Genomic DNA, 18973 nt, shown 5'->3' on the forward strand with positions numbered 1-18973 from the left:
CGCTTAGGATGCCGCATCGGACACGTCTGCACATTTTTTGCACAGGAAAATCTATATGCGACTTTCGCAGTCCGATATTTGGGGTAAGGTAGTAAGTGAATTAGGACTACTTGAGTCGCAGATGGGCGGATGGTAAGCCTCTCAGCTTTGCTGCCGCTCGACTCAGGTTTGTGGTTCTCCATTCATATGCTCGATTCCTGGCTGCAGCGCAGTGTTTTGTCTCCGTGCTGTGCTGCAGTTTCTTTTCGGCTTAGACATCAGGCTTTGGCAGCGCATACTGCCAAAGAAGCGCTCGCATCACCCTCATGGTGCGAGCGCCAAATTGTTTTCGGGCAAAAAACGGCGTGGGCCGAAGCCCACGCCGTGAAGTGTGCGTCTTCATTGAGAGATTTTGTTAGGGCATCAGGACGGTGTCGATGACGTGGATGACGCCGTTCGACTGGAAGACGTCTGCGGTGGTGATCCAGGCTGTGCCGCCCTTTTCGTCCGTGATCTTGATCTTGCCCATGTCCATGGTGAAGGTCAGCATGCCGCCCTCAACAGTCTTGGCGCTGTAGGTGCCGCCGCCCTTCTTGATCCACTTCATCAGTTCCTTCGATGAGATCTTGCCGGGGACGACGTGGTAGGTGAGGATCTTGGTGAGCGTGGCCTTGTTCTCGGGCTTGACGAGGTTTTCCACCGTGCCTGCGGGGAGCTTGGCGAAGGCTTCGTCGGTGGGAGCGAAGACGGTGAAGGGGCCGGGGGAGTTGAGCGTGTCGACGAGCCCGGCAGCCTTGACGGCTGCGACGAGCGTCTTGTGGATCGGCGAGTTGACTGCGTTCTCAACGATGGTCTTGGTGGGGTACATGGCAGCGCCACCCACGGTGGGGTCCATCTTCTGTGCGGATGCTGCGCCGGTGGTGAGTGCGAGAGCGGCGACGGCCGCGAAAGCGAGTAGTGTCTTCTTCATCGGGAAAATCCTCCTGGTACGTGGTGCGTGAAGTGCGGGACAGTTCGCTTCTCCGGCCGGAGCGAGCAACATGATGGAAACGCTGCCACGAGGGAAGTGGATTGCCTTGGGCGAAAAATTCTTTTGATGGTGTTTGCGAGGCAGGGTCCGTTGCGTTGACAAAGAGGGCCGTTCGCTCGTCAACTCAAAGCGATGGATGCGGTCACCAAAACGATGAGCACGAAGAGCGGAGCTGCGACGAAGAAGACATCGCGCCATGATGGCGGATTGCTGCTGGTTGCGCTCTTCAAGCTGGGCAAAGCGCTCTTCTTTGTCTGCGTGGGCTTTGGGGCGCTGCATCTGGTGCATCGCGATGTCGGCAATGTGGCGATGCATATTGCCAGCATTTTTCGACTCGACACGGAAGGCCCGGTGGTGCGGTTTCTGCTGGATCGCGCAGACCTGATCCAGGGGCACCAGCTTCGGAGAACCGCGCTCTTTGCGCTGCTGTACTCCGGCGTGTGCGTGGTGGAGGGAACTGGGCTTTACCTAGAGAAGGTGTGGGCGGAGTACTTCACCATCACCCTGACCGTGCTGGCGCTGCCGTGGGAGATTTATGAGCTGATTCACGATCCCAATATGTTTCGGGCGGGATTGCTGGTGCTGAACCTGGTGGTGCTGGGGTATCTGCTGCTGATCCTGCGGAACAGCCGACGCAAGCGCGTGGAGTAGTTAGGGCTTGTGCGTTGTCGGGTCTGAAAACCCTTCTTTTTGTGACCGAGACGGCGGGCTAGGCCACCTCTACTCCGGTGGCGTTGCGCCCCGGGGATTTCGTGTCTGCGCCACAACATTGGCGGCAGGAAGCGATTCTGGTTTTGCGGTTTGCCGATCTGCTCCACTTTCTTCCACTCAGAGCTCGAAAATGGTTTCGGGAGTGAGGTTCGCAGGTGAGGAATGCGGTTTGGTGACTTCGATTCAGGATTTCGCGAATGCGCTGAACCATGATGAATACTGAGTTTTGTGGTGTATTTTCGCCCCAGCTTCGCCTTTAGCTGAGAGCGAACTCCGTCGCAAGTAAGACATTTGCTACGACTCAGCCATGCAAACACTATATGTAGTGGTGGTGTTACCGATTACAGCTATCCGCTGTTTTTTCCACACTTATGCCGCGAAAAATTCTGCGGCGTTCCCAATTTAGGGCTTGCACCGGGAGGTGCCTTGCGAGATTCTTGTGGAGTCAAGTGGTTAAAAGTGGTCTAAAGGGGTTGACCGAAGCAAGATTTCGACTCAATCCTACGTCGTTCCGGGCTCTGAAGGAAGTAGTCGCCTAGGTTCCGTGTCCGAAAGGCAATAAACGTGTTTCGCGGAAATCATCCAGCTCGGGTCGACGAAAAGGGACGCCTTAAGGTTCCTGCCGATTTCAAGCGCCGCGTCGACGAGTTGTACGGGCCACAGTTCTTCATCACGAGCCGCGACGGCAAGCGCGCGGAGATTTACCCGATGAAGGAGTGGGAAAAGATCGAGGAATCGATCGCGAAGGCTCCCGCTTCGGGTGCGAAGCGCAAGTTTCTGGACGTAACGAACTATTACGGCCAGGTGGTTGAGATGGATGGGCAGGGCCGGTTGCTGATTCCGCAGGTATTGCGCGGTGCGGCCGTGATCGAAGGCGATGTTGCGGTACTGGGGCAGCAGACGTTCCTGGCAGTGGTGAACGACCAGAAGCATAAGGCGGCGCTTGAGGCAGAGCCTCTGACGGATGCCGATATCGAAGCTCTGGGTGTGATTGGTTTGTAGGACTTTGCTCCTGAGTGGAGCGCATGAGGCGGATGACCGATGGAAAAGCCGCAACATGTTCCGGTTCTTTTCGATGAATGTCTTGACTATCTGAATTTGAAGCCCGGCGCGACGGTGGTAGACGCGACGCTGGGGTTCGGTGGGCACTCTTCGGGGATTATCCGGAGGCTCGGACCGAGCGGCAAGCTGATCGCGTTTGATCGCGATCCCAAGGCGATGGCTTTGGCGAAGGAACGGCTGGCAGGAGTTGCTGCTGAACTGGGTTCCGAGATGCCGCAGGTTGAGTTTGTGCCGCGAGCGTTTTCTGAGGCGCGCGAAGTGATCGCGCCGAGGTCGCTCGATGGTCTGCTGGCGGATTTTGGCGTCAGCAGCATGCAGCTGGATGAAGCTGCACGAGGGTTTAGTTTTCGGGCCGATGGGCCGCTGGATATGCGCATGGACGCACGCAGCGAGCTGACGGCCGAACAAGTGGTAAATCAGGCGGACGAAGAGGATCTCGCCAACCTGATTTACGAATTCGGAGAGGAAAGGAGGTCGCGGAGAATCGCCAGAGCAATTGTGCGGGCGCGGCCGGTGACGAGTACTGCAGAGCTTGCAGCAATCGTCTCGGCCGCTGCCCCGCCCAATAAATCGGACAAGATTCATCCGGCGACGCGCACTTTCCAGGCAATCCGAATTCGCGTGAATGATGAGCTGGGTGAGATCCGATCGCTGCTGGAAAGCGCGGGGAGCTTGCTGAAGCCGGGTGGCAGAGTGGTGCTGATCAGCTTCCACTCGCTGGAAGACCGGTTGGTGAAGGATGCGTTTCGCGACGGCGCGCAGAAGGGTGAGTGGGAGATGCTCACACGTAAGCCGGTTGTGGCAACAGAAGAAGAAGCGCGAGTGAATCCGCGCAGTCGCAGTGCAAAGATGCGCGCGGCAGAGAAGATTTTTGTAAGGCAACCGAGGCTTAGGCCGAGGTGAGCAGTTGGGCTCGAAAGCGCAGCCGGTATTTGTAACGGGAACGGTGAAGGCTGAAGGCTTTTGGAGGCAGAACAATGGCGACGATGGTAATGGCAGGCGAACAGATGGAGCGGATGCACTCTCGCAAGGCGGCTGGCCGCGGCGTGAGCATGGCAGACCGTAACCGTGAGCTGTATGAAGCGCAGCGTTCGCGTCGTCGCGGGCCTACGCCTGAGATGTTCTTCACCAAACACCTGGACAACAGCCGCATTGTGAAGGCGGATGATCCTGAACGCCGCCGCGAGATGAAGACGTTCACCGTGGTGACGATGGTCTTCTTCATGCTGACGATGGTGTATGTCTACCAGCATTTTTCGGCGATCGAAGTGGGCTACAAGGTGGAAGCGCAGAAGCAGCAGGTGGAGCAGTTGCGTGAGACCAACCGCCAGCTTCGTTTGAGCGAAGCGCAGTTGAGCGATCCGGGCCGCATTGACCGCATTGCGAAGCAGCTTGGCCTGGATGAGCCGTTGCCTGGGCAGGTTGTTCGCCCGAATGGCGGGGACGGCACGGTGCTTGCACAGGCGAAGCTGCCAGGCGCTCCCTTCGTCAACTAACGAGGTCGTCTACTACAACATTTTTCAGCAGGGTCCCCATGAAAACATCGCGACAGACATTGACCGCACCCATTCGTCGGGTGCGCTTTGTCTATGTGGCGATGTTTTTCTGCTTCTGGACGATTGTGATTGCATTGCGCCTGGTGTGGCTGCAGGTGATTCAGCACCAGCATTACGTGGAACGCGCAGCGCAGCAGCAGGAGCGTACGTTTGAGGTGGCCCCGCGGCGTGGTGTGCTCTATGACCGCAACCTTCGCGAGCTGGCGATGACGGTGCTGACGGACTCGGTGTATGCGGTGCCGAAGGAGCTGGGCGAGAACCGCGAGAACGCTGCGGAGCTGCTGGCGAAGATCGTTCATACGGACCCACAGGACCGGTTTACAAGCGAACACCAGATGATGGCGCGTTTCAATGCCTCGCGCAACTTTGCATGGGTGGCTCGCAAGCTTGATCCGGATACAGCGCAGCGTGTGCGTGAGCTGAACCTGAAGGGCGTGTACTTCCAGAAAGAGTTCAAGCGCTTCTATCCGAACTCTGATCTAGCGGCGCATGTGCTGGGGTATGTGGGCACGGATGACAACGGTCTGGCCGGCCTGGAGAGCGAGTTTGACGATGAGTTGCATGGCACGCCGGGGCACATGCTCACGGCGGTGGATGCGAAGCGGCATGTGATGGGTTCGGTGGAGAGTGAGCCTATGCCGGGTGAGAACCTGGTGCTTACTATCGACGCAAATATCCAGTACATGGCGGAGCGCGCGCTGGATGCGCAGGTGGCGAAGTTCAAGGCGTTGCACGGAACGATTGTGGTGCAGGACCCGCACACGGGGAACATTCTGGCGCTGGCGGTGAGCCCGCGTTTCAATCCGAATGATTCGAGGCATATTGAGCCCGGCCAGTTGAATAATCTCGCGGTGAGCGATGTGTATGAACCTGGTTCGACGTTCAAGCTCGTGACGTATGCAGCGGCGCTGGATGGCGCAGGTGTTGAGCCGACGGACAAGGTCGATTGCCAGGGCGGCGCGTGGACGATGTATGGCCGTACGCTGCATGACGATAAAGACGACCACTTCGGCGTGGTGAGCGTGCAGTATGCGCTGGAGCACTCGAGCGATGTGGGCGCGGCGAAGCTGGCGATGAAGCTTGGCAACGACAAGTTCTACAAGTACATCAAGGGCTTCGGGTTTGGCGATCGCAGCGGCATTGAACTGCCGAGTGAGACGCGCGGGCTGCTGCGGAATCCGCGCAAGTGGGGCGCGACGAGCTTCATGTCGATTGCTATCGGCCAGGAAGTGGGCGTGACGCCTGTTCAACTGGTGACGATGGTGTCGACGATTGCGAATGGTGGCGTGTATCTGCCGCCGCACGTTCTGCTGGAGTCGACGGACGAGGTGAAGGGTGATCCTCGGTTGGCGACGCGTCCGTTCAAGCCTGTGATGCAGTTGCCGAAGGATCTGCCGGATGGTTCCCGGCGCGTGATCAGCGAGATGACCAGCGCGAAGATGCGCATGATGATGCAGGGCATCGTGACCGAGGGCACGGGCAGGCTGGCTGCGCTGAACGGCTATAGCTCGGCGGGTAAGACGGGCACGGCGGAGAAGATTGATCCGGCGACGCATACGTACTCGCACACGAAGCTGGTGGCGAGTTTTGCAGGATTCGCCCCGGTGAGTGCGCCGGCGATTTCTGTGGCGGTTGTGATTGACCAGCCCAGCGTGGGAACGGGCTACGGTGGAACGACGTCGGCACCGGTGTTCAGCGAGGTTGCGCAGGAAGTGCTGGAGTATCTGGGTGTACCGCATGACCAGCCGCTGAAGTCGAAGACGCAGTTTACACAGGAGCTGGCGGCGGTGAAGCCAGAGGCTGATGGCCCGAGCGATGTGGAGCCTTCGAGCGATCTGCAGGCGATGTATGACGAGGTGAACACATTGCCTCCGGATGATCCTTTGCGCCAGCCACAGGCCGCAGCAGCGATTGCAGCGAACCAGGTGGCAGATGCTGCCGCGGCGGAAGCTTCGCAGCGTGCGGCGCTAGCGTCGGGTCAGCGCAAGGGTATTCTGGGGCTGCCGGATAAGGTGCTGGCAGCGTTCCATGCGAATGGGAATACGACCTCGGTGATGCCGGGGGCGAGCGTAACGACGCCCGTGCCAGCCACAACGGTGCAGCCTTCTGTGCAAGTACGCAGTTCCACGGCCGTGGTGGTGGATGCAGGCAAGCGTGTGGCTGTGCCGGACTTCCACGGGCAGGCGTTGCGCAGCGTGGTGGAGAACGCCGGTGCGCTGGGGCTGCGTGTGCAGATGCTGGGCAGCGGACTGGCGAAGGACCAGGCCCCCGCTGCGGGGACGATGGTGCCTCCCGGCACGGAAGTGGTTGTGAGGTTCGCACGCTGATGCCTTCGCTCTGGCTCGCGGTTCCGATTGGTCTGTTGATTGGCGTGTGTGTGGGGCTGGCGGGAACAAGCGGTGCGTTTCTGATTCCCACGCTGGTGTATGTCTTCGGAGAGAGGCAACTACGGGCACAAGGAACGGCGCTCTTCATTGCGTTGACGCCGGTGTGGCTGGGGCCGCTGATTCCTTACTGGCGGTCCGGGCATGTGAACTGGCGTCTTGGCGCGGTGCTTGGAATAGGTTTGGCTGTGGGTGGGTATTACGGCGCACAATGGGCGCAGCGGCTTCCGGAAGCCGTGGCGCGGCGATGCTTTGGCGGCATGTTGCTGGTGGTGGCGATACGTATGCTGGTGCAGCGATAGGAGAACAGGATGCAGTGGCGAACGTTGCTGGAAGAGGTAAACCCTCTCGCTTTCGGCGGTGCGGATGTGAATGTCACGGGGGTGCAGTATGACTCCCGACGTGTGGGTGCGGGCGATTTATTTGTAGCGATGCGTGGCGGCACGGTGGACGGCAATCAGTTCATCGCGAAGGCGCGTGAGCTTGGCGCGGTAGCTGTGCTGACGGATTCGCGAGAGATGTTTGATGTGTTGGGTCAGCAGGACTTTCCTGTGGCTCTGGTGGAGCATGGTCGGCGAGCGCTGGCTGAAGCTAGTGCTGCGTTGTTCGGACATCCTGAGCGAGTGTTGAAGGTGAGTGCTGTGACCGGCACCAACGGCAAGACGACGACGGCGTTTCTGCTGGCTCAGTTGCTGGAAGCCGTTGGACGCAAGCTGCTGCTGCTGGGTACGGTGGAGACTCGGATTGCCGGGCAGGTGCTGGAGAGCAAGCACACGACGCCGGAAGCGCGTGACCTGTATGCGTTGTTTGCCGAGGCTGTGAAGGCCGGATGCACGGAAGTGGTCATGGAAATGAGTTCGCATGCGCTGGATCAGGAGCGCGTGTGGGGCGTGCCGGTGGATGTGGCGATGTTCACGAACCTGACGCAGGACCATCTGGATTATCACGGCTCGATGAAGGAGTATGCACGCGCGAAGGCGAAGCTCTTTCATGGCGTGGGTGGCGGAGCGCCGCGTGTGGCGGTGATCCATGACGACGCCGAGTTTGCGGGCCTGATGATGGATGCGTACGACGGGGAAGAGTTCGTTGTGCGCTACGGAACGACGGAGAGTGCGAACCATCGTGCGGAGAAGATTGCGCTGGCTGCAGGCCGGACGGAGTTTGCGTTTGTGACACCGGAGAAGACGGTGCAGGTGGTTTCTCCGCTGACGGGCATGGTGAACGTCGAGAACTTGATGGCGGCGATGTGTGCGGCGTTGGCTCGGGGACTGTCGCTGGAGCAGGTGGTGGAAGCTGCGGCGAAGTTGAAGGCTGCACCGGGACGGTTTGAAGTGGTGCCGGGGAGCGAGGCTGCTGGCTTTACGGTGGTGGTGGATTACGCGCACACCGAGGATGCGTTGGCGAACCTGCTGCGGCTGGCGCATGATCTGGTAGCTCCGCGGGGTGGACGTGTGATTACGCTGTTTGGTTGTGGCGGCGATCGCGATCGCACAAAGCGACCGAAGATGGGCCGCGTGGCTGCTGCGGCGAGCGACTTCGTGGTGCTTACGAGTGACAATCCTCGCAGCGAAGAGCCGATGGAGATACTTGATGAAGTGATGTCTGGCGTACGCGAAGCTGTGGGGCAGTTCGCCGGTGAGTTTGTGGTGGAAGAAGATCGCCGCGCAGCGATTGAGATTGCGATTCGTGCGGCGAAGCCCGGAGACATTGTGTTGCTGGCGGGTAAGGGGCACGAGAAGACGCAGACATTCGCGGACCGCACGGTGGAGTTTGATGACGTAGCTGAGGCTGCGAAGGTGTTGAAGGAGTTGAGCGCTTGAAGCTGACGCTGGGGCAGATTGCGGATTGGATTCATGCAGAGGGCGAGTTCGACTCGGCGAAGGAAGCGCTGGGGTACTCGATCGATACGCGCACGATTGGTGCGGGTGATTTGTACTTTGCGGTGAAGGGCGAGCGGCTGGATGGGCACGACTTTATCGAGCAGGCATTGGCGAACGGCGCTGTGGCTGCGGTGGTGAGCCAGCACTGGCTGGCTCCTTCGGGCTTTGATGAGTGCCTGCTGTTGCGTGTGCCGGAAGAGTGCGACGACTGTGTGTTGAACGCGATGCAGAAGCTGGCGAGCGCCGTGCGCAGGTATTGGGGCAAGCGTGTTATCGGCGTGACGGGGTCGGCGGGGAAGACGACGACGAAGGAGTGCATCGCTGCAGTGCTGGCGGCAAGGTTCGCTGTACTGAAGACGGAAGGCAACTACAACAACCACTTCGGTGTGCCGCTGACGCTGTTGCGACTGGAGTCGGAGCACGAGGTTGCCGTGGTCGAGATGGGCATGAACCACGCGGGCGAGATCGCGCTGCTGGCGAAGATTGCTGCGCCGAACTGGGGCGTGGTGTCGAACGTGGGCATGGCGCATACGGAGTTCTTCGCCGATGGGATTGATGGCGTGGCGCGCGCGAAGCGGGAGCTGATTGAAGCTCTGCCTGCGGATGGTGTGGCCTTTTTGAACGCCGATGATGAGCGCGTGCGTCGCTTCGGCGAAGGGCTTGTGGTGAGGGTGGTGCTTTATGGCACGAACGAGGGCGCTGACGTTCGCGCGACGGAGATTACCGAGCGCGGGTTGTTTGGCACAGAGTTTGTTCGCGTGAGCGAGGGCGTCGCGCCGGGTGTGGAGACGCGTTGGCCTGTGCATTTGCATCTGCCGGGAAGGCACAATGTGCTGAACGCGCTGGCGGCCTTTGCGGTGGCGCGCGAAGCGGGCGTTGAGCTGGGCGATGCGGTGGCGGCGATGGAGAAGCTGCAGCCAACGGAGAAGCGCGGCAGCACGCTGGAGTGGAACGGCGCGATGATCGTGAACGACACGTATAACTCGAACCCTTCGGCGCTGCAGGCGATGATTCGGGCGCTGGCAGGAACGGGTGCTGAGCGTCGGGTGCTGGTCGCGGGCGAGATGCGCGAGTTGGGGCCGGAGGGCGAGGCGCTGCATCGGGCGTGCGGCAAAGCTGCGGCCGATGCGGGGATTGATGTTGTCGTGGGCGTGCATGGGCTTGCGGCGGCGCTGGTAGACGCTGCGCGGGAGGCCGGTGCGGAAGCGCACTTTGTCGAAACGCCGGAAGAGGCTGGCGAGTGGATGAAGACGCAGCTGCGGGATGGTGATGTGGCTCTGCTGAAGGCTTCGCGTGGGGTTCGGCTGGAGCGGGCGCTTGCCGTGTTGTCGTAAACCATTGGCCTTGCAGGTTCCCGTGTCGAAATCAACAATCGCGAAGGCGATACGCCCCGCGTATTCTTAGCCGGAGGTCTCGCGCGTTTGCTTTTCTGGCTGCTTTATCAAAAGCTCTTTCCGTACTTTCGCCTGTTCCGAATTTTTCGGTACGTTACGTTTCGCTGCGTCTTCGCGAGCCTGACGGCGTTGCTGATCGGGCTGCTGATTGGACCGTTTGTGATTGATCGGCTGCGGCAGTTTCAGATTGGCCAGTACATCCGCGAAGAAGGTCCGCAGAGCCACCAGAAGAAGGGTGGTACGCCGACGATGGGCGGCGTGCTGATCTGCATCAGCATTCTGGTCCCGACGCTGCTCTGGAGCGATCTGTCGAATCCCTTTGTGTGGCTGGTGATCTTCTCGACGCTGGCGTTTGCGGCGATTGGCTTTGCAGATGACTACATCAAGGTGGTGCATAAGCGGAACCTTGGGCTTACGTCGAAGCAGAAGTTGCTGTGTCAGTTTGTGGCGAGTGGAGCGGTGGCGATTGCGCTGCTGGTGCTGGATTGGCGCGGCATTTATTCGACGCGGCTGGTCGTGCCGTTTCTGAAGCAGTACAGGCCGAACCTGATTATCGACAGCCTGCTACATACGCATCTTTGGCCGCTGGCTTTTTTGCCGTTCGTGCTGTTTGTGATGTTTGTGATCACGGGTTCGTCGAACGCCGTGAACCTGACCGATGGGCTGGATGGGTTAGCGATTGGCTGCACGATCATCGCTGCTGGTGCGCTGACAATGCTGACGTATGTGAGTGGCCATGCGGTGTTTTCAAATTATCTCGAGCTGCAGCGAATGCCTGCGGTCAGCGAGCTGACGATCTTCTGCGGAGCGATGGTGGGGGCCTCGATCGGCTTCCTTTGGTACAACGCTCATCCGGCGGAGATCTTCATGGGTGACGTTGGATCGCTTATGCTGGGCGGCGCGATTGCGACGGTCGCGGTAGTGATCAAGCAGGAACTGCTGCTGCCGTTTATAGGCGGTGTGTTCATCCTGGAAGCGCTGAGTGTGATGCTGCAGGTGGGCAGTTATAAGCTGCGCAAAGGCAAGCGTATCTTCCGCATGGCGCCGATTCATCATCACTTCGAACTGCTGGGATGGAGCGAGTCGAAGGTGATTGCGCGGTTCTGGATTCTGGCGCTGGTGTTTGCGCTGTTTGCGTTGACTACGTTGAAGCTGAGGTAGGACGTGAGTCAGGCTGAACGAATTGCAGCTATTAATGTTTCTCGAATTTGCTCAAAGGCTGTGGTGCTTAGCTGGCCGAGCGTTTGTGTGATGAGATTCTCATGTGCTGAAAATAACTTCGTCGGGCGAGCATAGCTCACATGAGGAAGGCCGCCGGAAACGAAGGATGGTTTGTCGAGTGCAACGGCAAAGCGATCTGCAAAAGGATTGCTTGTGATTTGGCAGATAATCCAGTCGTGATGCTGTAACGGCACGAGAAGCAACGCTGGGCGAAGCTTGCGACCTGTGAGGTCGGAGTAAGGAAATGGAACAGCGACTACTTGACCAGCTGCAAGTATGCCCATGCTTCGTCCTCTTCCGGTCGCAACCAGTCGGCGAGTGCTTGTTCTGAGGCCTGGTAGAGTTCGTGATCTGCTGAGTCCCAGACCAGCGTTGCGTGACCATTGGGCAGAGTAATAGACGCATCTACTGGGCGGATATTGCCGACTTTGTCGATTACGACCTCAACAGACCTTGTCATCTCAACCTCGCGCTGGCGATCTTGATACAGTGCGATGATAGCAGTCGAGGAATTTGCGCGGATGAGCATGGACGTCAAAGGCAAACGGATTCTGGTTGCAGGCATTGGGAAGAGCGGGCTTGCGGCGGCGCACTTTTTGAAGCAGCGTGGAGCGCGGGTGACGATCTCGGATTCGCGTCCGGCGACGTTGATTGCGGAGCTTCCGGGGTTGTTGGATAGTGCTGTCGATGTTGAGGTTGGCGGGCATGGCTTGCTGACCTTTCGTCGGCAGGATTTGATTGTAGTTTCGCCAGGTGTGCCGCTGAGCGTGCCGGAGATCAAGCAGGTACGCGCGCTCGGGATGCGTGTGATCGGCGAGTTGGAGCTGGGGTATCAGTTCCTCGCAGGTGAGGTGATTGCGATCACCGGATCGAATGGCAAGACCACGACGACGACGCTGGTGGGCGAGATTTTGCAGGCCTCTGGCAAGCCTACGCAGGTGGGTGGGAATATCGGTACGCCTGTGACCGAGATGGTGGAGGGCTCGACAGCGGAGACGTGGTCTGTGCTTGAGGTTTCCAGCTTTCAACTGGAAACGATCGAGACGTTCAAACCTCGCATTGCGGCGGTGTTGAACATTACGCCCGATCATCTCGATAGGCATGGGTCGTTTGAGAACTATGCGGCGGCGAAGGCGCGCATCACCGAGAAGCAGGATGCGAGTGATTTCCTGGTATTGAACGGTGAGGATGAGCCGACGAAGCTGGTCGCTGCGAAGACGAAGGCGCAGATTTTCTGGTTTAGCGCGAAGCGGCAGGTGAAGCGCGGAGCGTTTGTGGATCGCGATGCGGTGGTGTTTCGTCGCGAAGAAAATGGGCCGTTTGAGCCGGTGTTGCCGGTGAGCGAAATTCCGCTGGCCGGGCAGCACAACGTGGAGAATGTGCTGGCTGCGGTGGTAATGGCGAAGCTGGCGGGTGTCGAGAGCGAAGTGATTCGCGCGACGGTGGCGACGTTCAAGGCTGTGGAGCATCGGCTGGAGTTCACGCGCGAGGTAGATGGCGTGCGTTACTACAACGATTCGAAGGCCACGAATGTGGATGCTACGGCGAAGGCGGTGGAGGCTTTTGTGGGCGGCGTTCACCTGATTCTCGGCGGCAAGGACAAGGATTCGGATTATGCCACGCTGGCCTCGCTACTGCGCGAGCGGGTGAAGATGGTTATCACGATTGGTACGGCTGCGGAAAAGATTGAGCGGCAACTGTCCGGTGTCGTGAAGATAGAGAGAGCGGGAACGATGGAGCGCGCGGTGTTGCTGGCGAAGGAGCTGGCGGTGACGGGCGACGTTGTTCTGCTGGCGCCGGCGTGTGCCAGCTTTGATCAGTTTCAGAACTACGAGCATCGTGGCCGCGTCTTCAAGGAGATCGTTGGCCGCTTGTAGCGGTGAAGGCGATCGTTCGCGTTGGGCCAAGAGGGTAGCGGGCGATGGCGAAGCGCGTAGGCGTAGACAAATGGATGTTCGGCACGGTGCTTACGCTCGTGATGTTCGGGCTGGTGATGGTGTTTTCGGCATCGGCCGTCATCGCGAAGGCGACGCAGGGTTCACCGTACGCGTTTGTGGCGAAGCAGGCTGTGTTTGTCGCGATCGGGCTGGTAGGCCTGTTTGTGTTGATGAAGGTGGATTATCGCCGCTACAACAATCCGAAGGTGATCTTCCCGATGATGGGAGTTACGGCGCTGCTGTTGCTGGCCGTGTTTGCGATGGGCGCGATGAATGGAGCGCATCGCTGGATTCGCTTTGGTGGCTTTACCCTGCAGCCGAGTGAGTTGGCGAAGCCGGTGATTGTGCTGTTCCTGGCATGGTTTCTGCAGACGCGTATCCACCAGATTGACAACATTAAAGAGACGATTCTGCCGGCGGCGCTCCCGCCGCTGGTGTTCATTGCGCTGATCTTGAAAGAGCCCGACCTCGGCACGGCGATGGTTTGTGCCGTGGTGCTGATGGCGATGCTTTATCTCGCAGGGATGCAGATGAAATGGATCGGCGCTGCAATTCTGGCGGCTACCCCGGTGATGTACTTCATGCTATTCCGCGTGGCATGGCGGCGGGCGCGACTGATGGCGTTCTGGAACCCGGAAGCCGATCCCCGCGGGGTTGGATACCACACACTGCAGTCGCTGATCGCGGTGGGGACGGGAGGTATCCACGGCAAGGGTTTGATGGAAGGCGTGCAGAAGCTGTTCTTTCTGCCGGAGCCACATACGGACTTTATCTTCGCGGTGATCTGCGAAGAGCTGGGGCTGATTGGCGCGCTGCTGGTGTTGGCTGCGTTCTGTGTCCTGGGCTTTCGTGGGCTGCGGGCGGCGTACAGGTCGACCGATCCGTTTGCACGCTTTGTGGCGTTTGGTATGACGACGACGATCCTGGTGCAGGCATTCTTCAACATCAGCGTTGTGCTGTCGATTGTGCCGAATAAGGGGCTTCCGCTGCCGTTCATCTCTTCCGGTGGCACGAGTGTGGCGATCATGCTGGCGTGTATGGGCGTGTTGCTGAATGTGACGAGAGAGATTGACTGATGGCGTTACGAGTGATCATTGCCGGTGGAGGCACCGGGGGGCATGTGGTTCCGGCGCTGGCGATCGGGCGCAAACTGCGAGAGGAGTATGACGGTGAGTGTGTCTACGTGGGCACGCAGCGCGGCATTGAAACGAAGCTGGTTCCCGAAGCCGGGTTTCGGCTGGAGCTGGTGCGCTCAGGGCAGTTGAACCGGGTGAGTTTGAAGACGAAGCTGAAGACGTACCTCGATCTTCCGCGCGGTGTGCTGCAGTGCATGGCGCTGATGCGGTCGTTCAAGCCGCAGGTAGTGGTGGGCGTAGGCGGCTATGCCAGCGGGCCAGCGATGCTGGCAGCGGTGCTGATGCGCGTGCCGACGCTGATGTATGAGCCGAACGCTGTGCCGGGGATGACGAACCGTTTGCTGGGCAAGCGCGTGAGTGCGGCGGCGGTGAACTTTGCGGCGACCGTACCGTTCTTTCACGGCGCTGAGGTGACGGGTGTGCCGGTGCGCGAGGAGATCTTCGCGATCCCGGAGAAGGTTGGTGGTGAGCCTCGTCTGCTGGTGACGGCGGGTAGTAACGGGGCGCAGATATTTAACGATCTGATGCCGCGAATTGTGGCTCGTTTGCTGCGCGAGGTGCCGGGGTTGACGGTGGTGCATCAGGCCGGTGCACGGCATCTGGAGATGACTCGTGCGGCGTTTGCGGCGAGCGAGGCTGATCCTGCGCGGTGGTCGGTCGAGGCGTTTCTGGCAGACATGCCTGCGCAGTATGCCGCAGCGGATGTCGTATTGGCGCGGTCGGGTTCTACGGTCAGTGAGCTATGCGCGGCGGGCAAGCCGTCGCTGCTGGTTCCGTTTCCGCAGGCTGCGGACGATCATCAGCGGAAGAACGCCGAAGTGCTGGCAGAGGCTGGTGCGGCGCGGATGATTCTGCAACGCGATGTGACGGCCGAGGTGCTGGCGGAGAATCTGCTGGAGATGCTGAGGGATCAGGCACTGCGGAGCAATATGTCGCGTGCCGCGCGGTCGCTGGCCAAGCCGGGAGCTCTGGACCGCATAGCCGGAATGGTTGTGCGGCTGGCTGAGGGTAGAGGGTAGAGAAAAGAAAACGGCTGAGGCGGGTTGCCTCAGCCGTTGCTGTTCTTGCGGGTCTAGTGGTGTCCGCCGTTGCTGTGGCTTCCGCCGCCACCGCCGCCGTGGGATCCACCGCTGGGTGCGCCACCACCGTGAGAGGCGCCACCACCGGAAGGCTGTCCACCGCCGTGGGACGAGCTGCCACCGGAAGACTGGGCTCCATGAGCGGAGCTTCCTCCAGAAGGCTGCCCGCCGCCGTGGTATCCGCTGGACTGTCCGCCACTGTAGCTCTGGGGGGTGGATGTGCTTCCGCTACGGTTGTTGCTTCCGCCGTTGTTATAGCTTCCGCCACCATTGCTGGGCTGTCCGCCGCCATGGTTGTTGTAGCCGGAGTTTCCGCCAGGCTGTCCACCGTGGTTAGAGTACCCCTCCGAACCGCGACCGTTGATGGACGAACCATGGTTGAAGTTTCCACCACCGCCGTGTCCGCCGTTGGAGTACTGCGAGGGCGGATGCGACTGGAAGGAGGCTCCGCCGGGATGGCCGTTATAGCCAGCGTACGGACGGTTGTAGACCGAGCCACGGAAGCCGGGGCCGAAGTGGCCGTAGGAGCGGTTGTACCAGAAGCGTCCACCGTTCCAGTAGCCGCCGTAGAAGCCTACGCCGAAGTAGCCGAAGCCGTAGTTGATGCCGCCGTAGTAGCCGACAGTACGACCCCAGTAGCCGGCATTCCAGTAATAGCCTCCGGTACCCCAACCCCACCAGCCGGGCGTCCAAAGAGCGTCGGTGTAGGGAGGCATAACCCAGGCGCCGTCGACCCAGTAGTAGCCGTCGGGGCCCCAGGCATAGTAGCCGGGCGTCCAGATGTAGCCGTCGCCGGGGATTTCGGGCTGATCGTATGCCGGGATCGGAGGCGGTGCGTAGCCCGCGGTAATGCCTACGGCGACCTGTGCCTGTGCCGCAGGAGCCTGAATAAGTGCCGCAACGCCGAGCACGGCGACTGCGAGGGTAGTACGAATTGCGCCCTTGATCTTCATGATTTCAATCCTGCCACGCGTGGCCTTCGGTTTTTCCTGCGAATCTGCTGCAGGTTTCGCGGCCCACGCGAGAAATTTGCGACCGGTATTGCTCTTTCCCGGCTCTCGTACAGATTAGACACAAGTGTGTCGGTGGAGTTGCGCGGAGTTTTGCTCTCCAAAGATAGTGTCAGGGCCAGATAGCCGTTTGTTACTTGAGGATGAGCGGTATAAGATTTTCGAACTGTGCAGGCAGGCGTAGGTAGATGGCTGTCATCTCGTGATCGCCCTTGGGGGCGAATTGAATCGTTCCGTGGATCGATTGATCGTTAGGGTGGATCCAGCTGTCTGTGCCGATGCCTTTCGTGTTGGGAGGCGTAGTGAACTCAACGAAGGTGTCGGAACGATAGGTTAGCTTGTCGGTTGGATAGGGGCCGAATGGGAAATCTTTCGCAGGTTCAATGCCCTCCGCTATGACGCTTCGCGCGTAACTCCTATATTTGGGGAAGACACGTGCGACGGTCTTCGCCACCGCAAGGCGGCCTGATGTGTCGCCTAACATCTCCGCTACTTGAATGCCATAGCCGGTGATGCCTCTCCATCTCGGTTTGGAGTTGAAGTAGTCACTGGTGGAAATCGGTTCGGGACGGACAAAGAGTTGATGGCCGTCCGATCCCTCAAGAGCGAAGCAGTGCCAACCTTTAGGTGCGAGAATGCCGGGGCCGCCTTTGGCTTGGTAGTAGGCAAGTTGGCCACTAGGATCCTTTGGGATGATGCCTGTTGGCCTGGTCGGCGCGGGCTCGGATCCTGTTTGCCCATCACTCGGGCAGCCAACGAAGGGTGTTGTCGCGTAGCAGGAGTATGAAAGAGTTGCGAGGAAAAATATGGTGAAGATCAGTTTGCGCATAAAAGTCCTCTGCGGCTGGTGCTCATGAGTGAAAAGTAGCATAGGCTGCACCGTGGCTTCATGCAAAATGGAGGAGTCGATCTTTCGCCCGGAAGCAGCCCATTGAACACTCCTGATCACGCCCTTTTTGCCCCTTCGCAGCGTATCCACTTCATCGGTATCGGTGGAATCGGGATGAGCGGCATTGCCGAGATATTGCTGACGATTGGCTATGCGGTTTCGGGGTCGGATATGCGCGAGTCGCCGGGGACGGAGAGGCTGCGCGGGCTGGGCGCGACGATCTATATCGGTCACGCGGCGGGGAACTCGGCAGCGAGCGATGTGGTCGTGACCAGCTCTGCCGTGGCGAAGGACAATCCCGAGGTGATGGAGGCGCGGTCGCGGAAGATTCCCGTGATTCAGCGCGCGGAGATGCTCGCTGAGTTGATGCGGCTGAAGTACGGCATCGCTGTAGCGGGGATGCACGGCAAAACGACGACGACGAGCATGATTGCGGCCGTTCTCGCGGGTGGCGAGCTTGATCCGACGGTGGTCGTTGGGGGGCGCGTGGATGCGCTGGGGTCGAACGCCAAGCTGGGCAAGTCGCAGTATCTGGTTGCTGAGGCGGACGAGAGCGATCGCTCGTTTCTGAAGCTGCCTCCGGTGCTGGCCGTGGTGACGAACCTCGACCGCGAGCACATGGATACCTACCGCGATATGGCGGATGTCGAGGGCGCGTTTCTTGAGTTCATGGACAAGGTGCCGTTTTACGGAGCGATCACCGCGTGTATCGATAACCCGATGCTGAAGGCGGTATTGCCGCGCGTAACGCGCAAGCTCTACACCTATGGCGAGAGTGCGGAGGCGGACTTCCGGCTGCGAATTCTGCCGACGGGCAACGGTGTGCGTTCGACGTTTGAGGTGAACACGCGTGGACTGGTGCTAGGGCCGTTCACGCTGTCGGTGCCGGGGAAGCACAATATTCTGAACGCGACAGCAGCGGTCGCCGTAGGGGTGCAGCTTGGGATTGCGCCGGAGAAGATTGCTGCCGGGCTGGAGAGCTTCCGAGGCGTGGATCGCAGGTTCCAGACCAAGGGGGTGGAGCGTGGGGTGACGGTGGTGGACGATTACGGCCATCATCCGACGGAAGTGAAGGCGACGCTGGCAGCGGCGCGGAGCTGTGGCTTCGGGCGTGTGCTGGTCTTGTTCCAGCCGCATCGTTATACGCGTACACGAGATTTGATGGACGATTTCGCTGGTGCGTTTGGGGATGCGGACGCGGTGCAGGTACTGGATATTTATGCCGCCAGCGAGCAGCCGATTGAAGGCATTAGCGGCGAAACTCTGGCTGCGGCGATACGGCAGGCTGGCGGAGGGCGCGTGACGTATGCGGACTCCGTCGCTCTGGCGGTGGAGCGTCTGGTAGCGGACGCGCGGCCCGGGGATTGCATCCTGACGCTGGGGGCCGGGAGTGTTTCGCAGGCCGGGCCGGTGTTGTTGGACGCGTTGAAGAGCTAGAGAGGCGAGGGGCGTAGGACGGCAGGGCTAGGTGATCTAACCCTTTCTGTTCCTTTCTGTTATTTCTTGCCTACTTCCTCGTTTTCCTACTCTCCTTGCTTTCCCCTACTTTCCTGGTCTCTCCCTACTTCCTTCGCTTTTCCTGCTTTCCTGCCACCTTGCACCTCATCCCCTGTTCCTTCGCGGGTTCCTCGCTGTAACGGCTCGGTTTTGTGGGCGTTGGCGTGGATAGAATCAGTGGCAGGCGATTCTCTCGCGGCCTTGCTCG

At 59.7% G+C, this 18973-nt stretch carries 18 protein-coding genes; 13 read left to right on the forward strand and 5 right to left on the reverse strand.

The genetic code is table 11. From position 1 onward, the window contains the following. Positions 1 to 394: 394 nt before the first annotated feature. Entirely contained in the window at positions 395 to 949 is a 555-nt protein-coding gene (locus PW792_03270) for a fasciclin domain-containing protein (GenBank protein ID MDE1160950.1), read from the reverse strand. A gap of 213 nt (positions 950 to 1162) precedes the next feature. Between PW792_03270 and PW792_03275 the strand changes: the two genes are divergently transcribed. The 9 genes from PW792_03275 (at position 1163) to mraY (ending at position 11157) form a co-directional block, all read left to right on the forward strand. Then, positions 1163 to 1660, forward strand: a complete 498-nt coding sequence (locus tag PW792_03275; protein ID MDE1160951.1) for a DUF2127 domain-containing protein — start codon at positions 1163 to 1165, stop codon at positions 1658 to 1660. A 624-nt stretch (positions 1661 to 2284) separates the two neighbouring features. Further along, positions 2285 to 2722 (forward strand): division/cell wall cluster transcriptional repressor MraZ, encoded by a 438-nt coding sequence (locus PW792_03280; protein MDE1160952.1) that lies wholly within the window; start codon positions 2285 to 2287, stop codon positions 2720 to 2722. A gap of 39 nt (positions 2723 to 2761) precedes the next feature. Beyond that, on the forward strand, positions 2762 to 3685 hold the full coding sequence (gene rsmH / locus PW792_03285; protein ID MDE1160953.1) for a 16S rRNA (cytosine(1402)-N(4))-methyltransferase RsmH: 924 nt from the start codon (positions 2762 to 2764) through the stop codon (positions 3683 to 3685). Between the two features lie 74 nt (positions 3686 to 3759). Next, entirely contained in the window at positions 3760 to 4278 is a 519-nt protein-coding gene (locus PW792_03290) for a cell division protein FtsL (protein MDE1160954.1), read from the forward strand. Positions 4279 to 4316: 38 nt separating this feature from the next. Further along, positions 4317 to 6665 carry a penicillin-binding protein gene (locus PW792_03295; protein MDE1160955.1) on the forward strand — a complete coding sequence of 783 codons (2349 nt, stop codon included), beginning with the start codon at positions 4317 to 4319 and terminating at the stop codon, positions 6663 to 6665. Further along, positions 6665 to 7024, forward strand: a complete 360-nt coding sequence (locus tag PW792_03300; GenBank protein MDE1160956.1) for a sulfite exporter TauE/SafE family protein — start codon at positions 6665 to 6667, stop codon at positions 7022 to 7024. Before PW792_03295 ends, PW792_03300 begins: the two co-directional genes overlap by 1 nt. A 9-nt stretch (positions 7025 to 7033) precedes the next feature. Next, complete coding sequence (locus PW792_03305) at positions 7034 to 8542, forward strand: UDP-N-acetylmuramoyl-L-alanyl-D-glutamate--2,6-diaminopimelate ligase (protein ID MDE1160957.1); 1509 nt, start codon at positions 7034 to 7036, stop codon at positions 8540 to 8542. Beyond that, a complete protein-coding gene (locus PW792_03310; protein MDE1160958.1) occupies positions 8539 to 9936 on the forward strand; it encodes a UDP-N-acetylmuramoyl-tripeptide--D-alanyl-D-alanine ligase in 1398 nt (465 codons plus the stop codon). The genes PW792_03305 and PW792_03310 overlap by 4 nt, the downstream gene beginning before the upstream one ends. A gap of 87 nt (positions 9937 to 10023) precedes the next feature. Beyond that, on the forward strand, positions 10024 to 11157 hold the full coding sequence (mraY, locus tag PW792_03315; GenBank protein ID MDE1160959.1) for a phospho-N-acetylmuramoyl-pentapeptide-transferase: 1134 nt from the start codon (positions 10024 to 10026) through the stop codon (positions 11155 to 11157). A gap of 8 nt (positions 11158 to 11165) precedes the next feature. Here mraY and PW792_03320 read toward each other — a convergent pair whose 3' ends face one another. Further along, positions 11166 to 11501 carry a type II toxin-antitoxin system PemK/MazF family toxin gene (locus PW792_03320; protein MDE1160960.1) on the reverse strand — a complete coding sequence of 112 codons (336 nt, stop codon included), beginning with the start codon at positions 11499 to 11501 and terminating at the stop codon, positions 11166 to 11168. Beyond that, on the reverse strand, positions 11474 to 11746 hold the full coding sequence (locus PW792_03325; protein MDE1160961.1) for a hypothetical protein: 273 nt from the start codon (positions 11744 to 11746) through the stop codon (positions 11474 to 11476). The genes PW792_03320 and PW792_03325 overlap by 28 nt, the downstream gene beginning before the upstream one ends. Here PW792_03325 and murD point away from each other — a divergent pair. Genes murD through murG form a run of 3 tightly spaced genes read left to right on the forward strand, consistent with a single transcriptional unit; the run spans position 11745 to position 15309 of the window. After that, positions 11745 to 13094 carry a UDP-N-acetylmuramoyl-L-alanine--D-glutamate ligase gene (murD, locus tag PW792_03330; protein ID MDE1160962.1) on the forward strand — a complete coding sequence of 450 codons (1350 nt, stop codon included), beginning with the start codon at positions 11745 to 11747 and terminating at the stop codon, positions 13092 to 13094. The two genes, PW792_03325 and murD, sit on opposite strands and share 2 nt — an antisense overlap. 44 nt (positions 13095 to 13138) lie before the next feature. Further along, complete coding sequence (ftsW, locus tag PW792_03335) at positions 13139 to 14230, forward strand: putative lipid II flippase FtsW (GenBank protein ID MDE1160963.1); 1092 nt, start codon at positions 13139 to 13141, stop codon at positions 14228 to 14230. After that, complete coding sequence (gene murG / locus PW792_03340) at positions 14230 to 15309, forward strand: undecaprenyldiphospho-muramoylpentapeptide beta-N-acetylglucosaminyltransferase (GenBank protein ID MDE1160964.1); 1080 nt, start codon at positions 14230 to 14232, stop codon at positions 15307 to 15309. The genes ftsW and murG overlap by 1 nt, the downstream gene beginning before the upstream one ends. Before the next feature lie 53 nt (positions 15310 to 15362). Here the strand turns inward: murG and PW792_03345 are convergent, their stop codons facing one another. Both PW792_03345 and PW792_03350 read right to left on the reverse strand, forming a co-directional pair. Further along, a complete protein-coding gene (locus PW792_03345) occupies positions 15363 to 16322 on the reverse strand; it encodes a YXWGXW repeat-containing protein (GenBank protein MDE1160965.1) in 960 nt (319 codons plus the stop codon). Between the two features lie 190 nt (positions 16323 to 16512). After that, on the reverse strand, positions 16513 to 17208 hold the full coding sequence (locus tag PW792_03350; protein ID MDE1160966.1) for a hypothetical protein: 696 nt from the start codon (positions 17206 to 17208) through the stop codon (positions 16513 to 16515). A gap of 102 nt (positions 17209 to 17310) precedes the next feature. Here PW792_03350 and murC point away from each other — a divergent pair, with 102 nt between their 5' ends. Further along, positions 17311 to 18705 (forward strand): UDP-N-acetylmuramate--L-alanine ligase, encoded by a 1395-nt coding sequence (gene murC, locus PW792_03355; protein MDE1160967.1) that lies wholly within the window; start codon positions 17311 to 17313, stop codon positions 18703 to 18705. Positions 18706 to 18973 lie beyond the last annotated feature (268 nt).

Source organism: Acidobacteriaceae bacterium (assembly GCA_028283655.1).
Lineage (GTDB): Bacteria > Acidobacteriota > Terriglobia > Terriglobales > Acidobacteriaceae > Granulicella.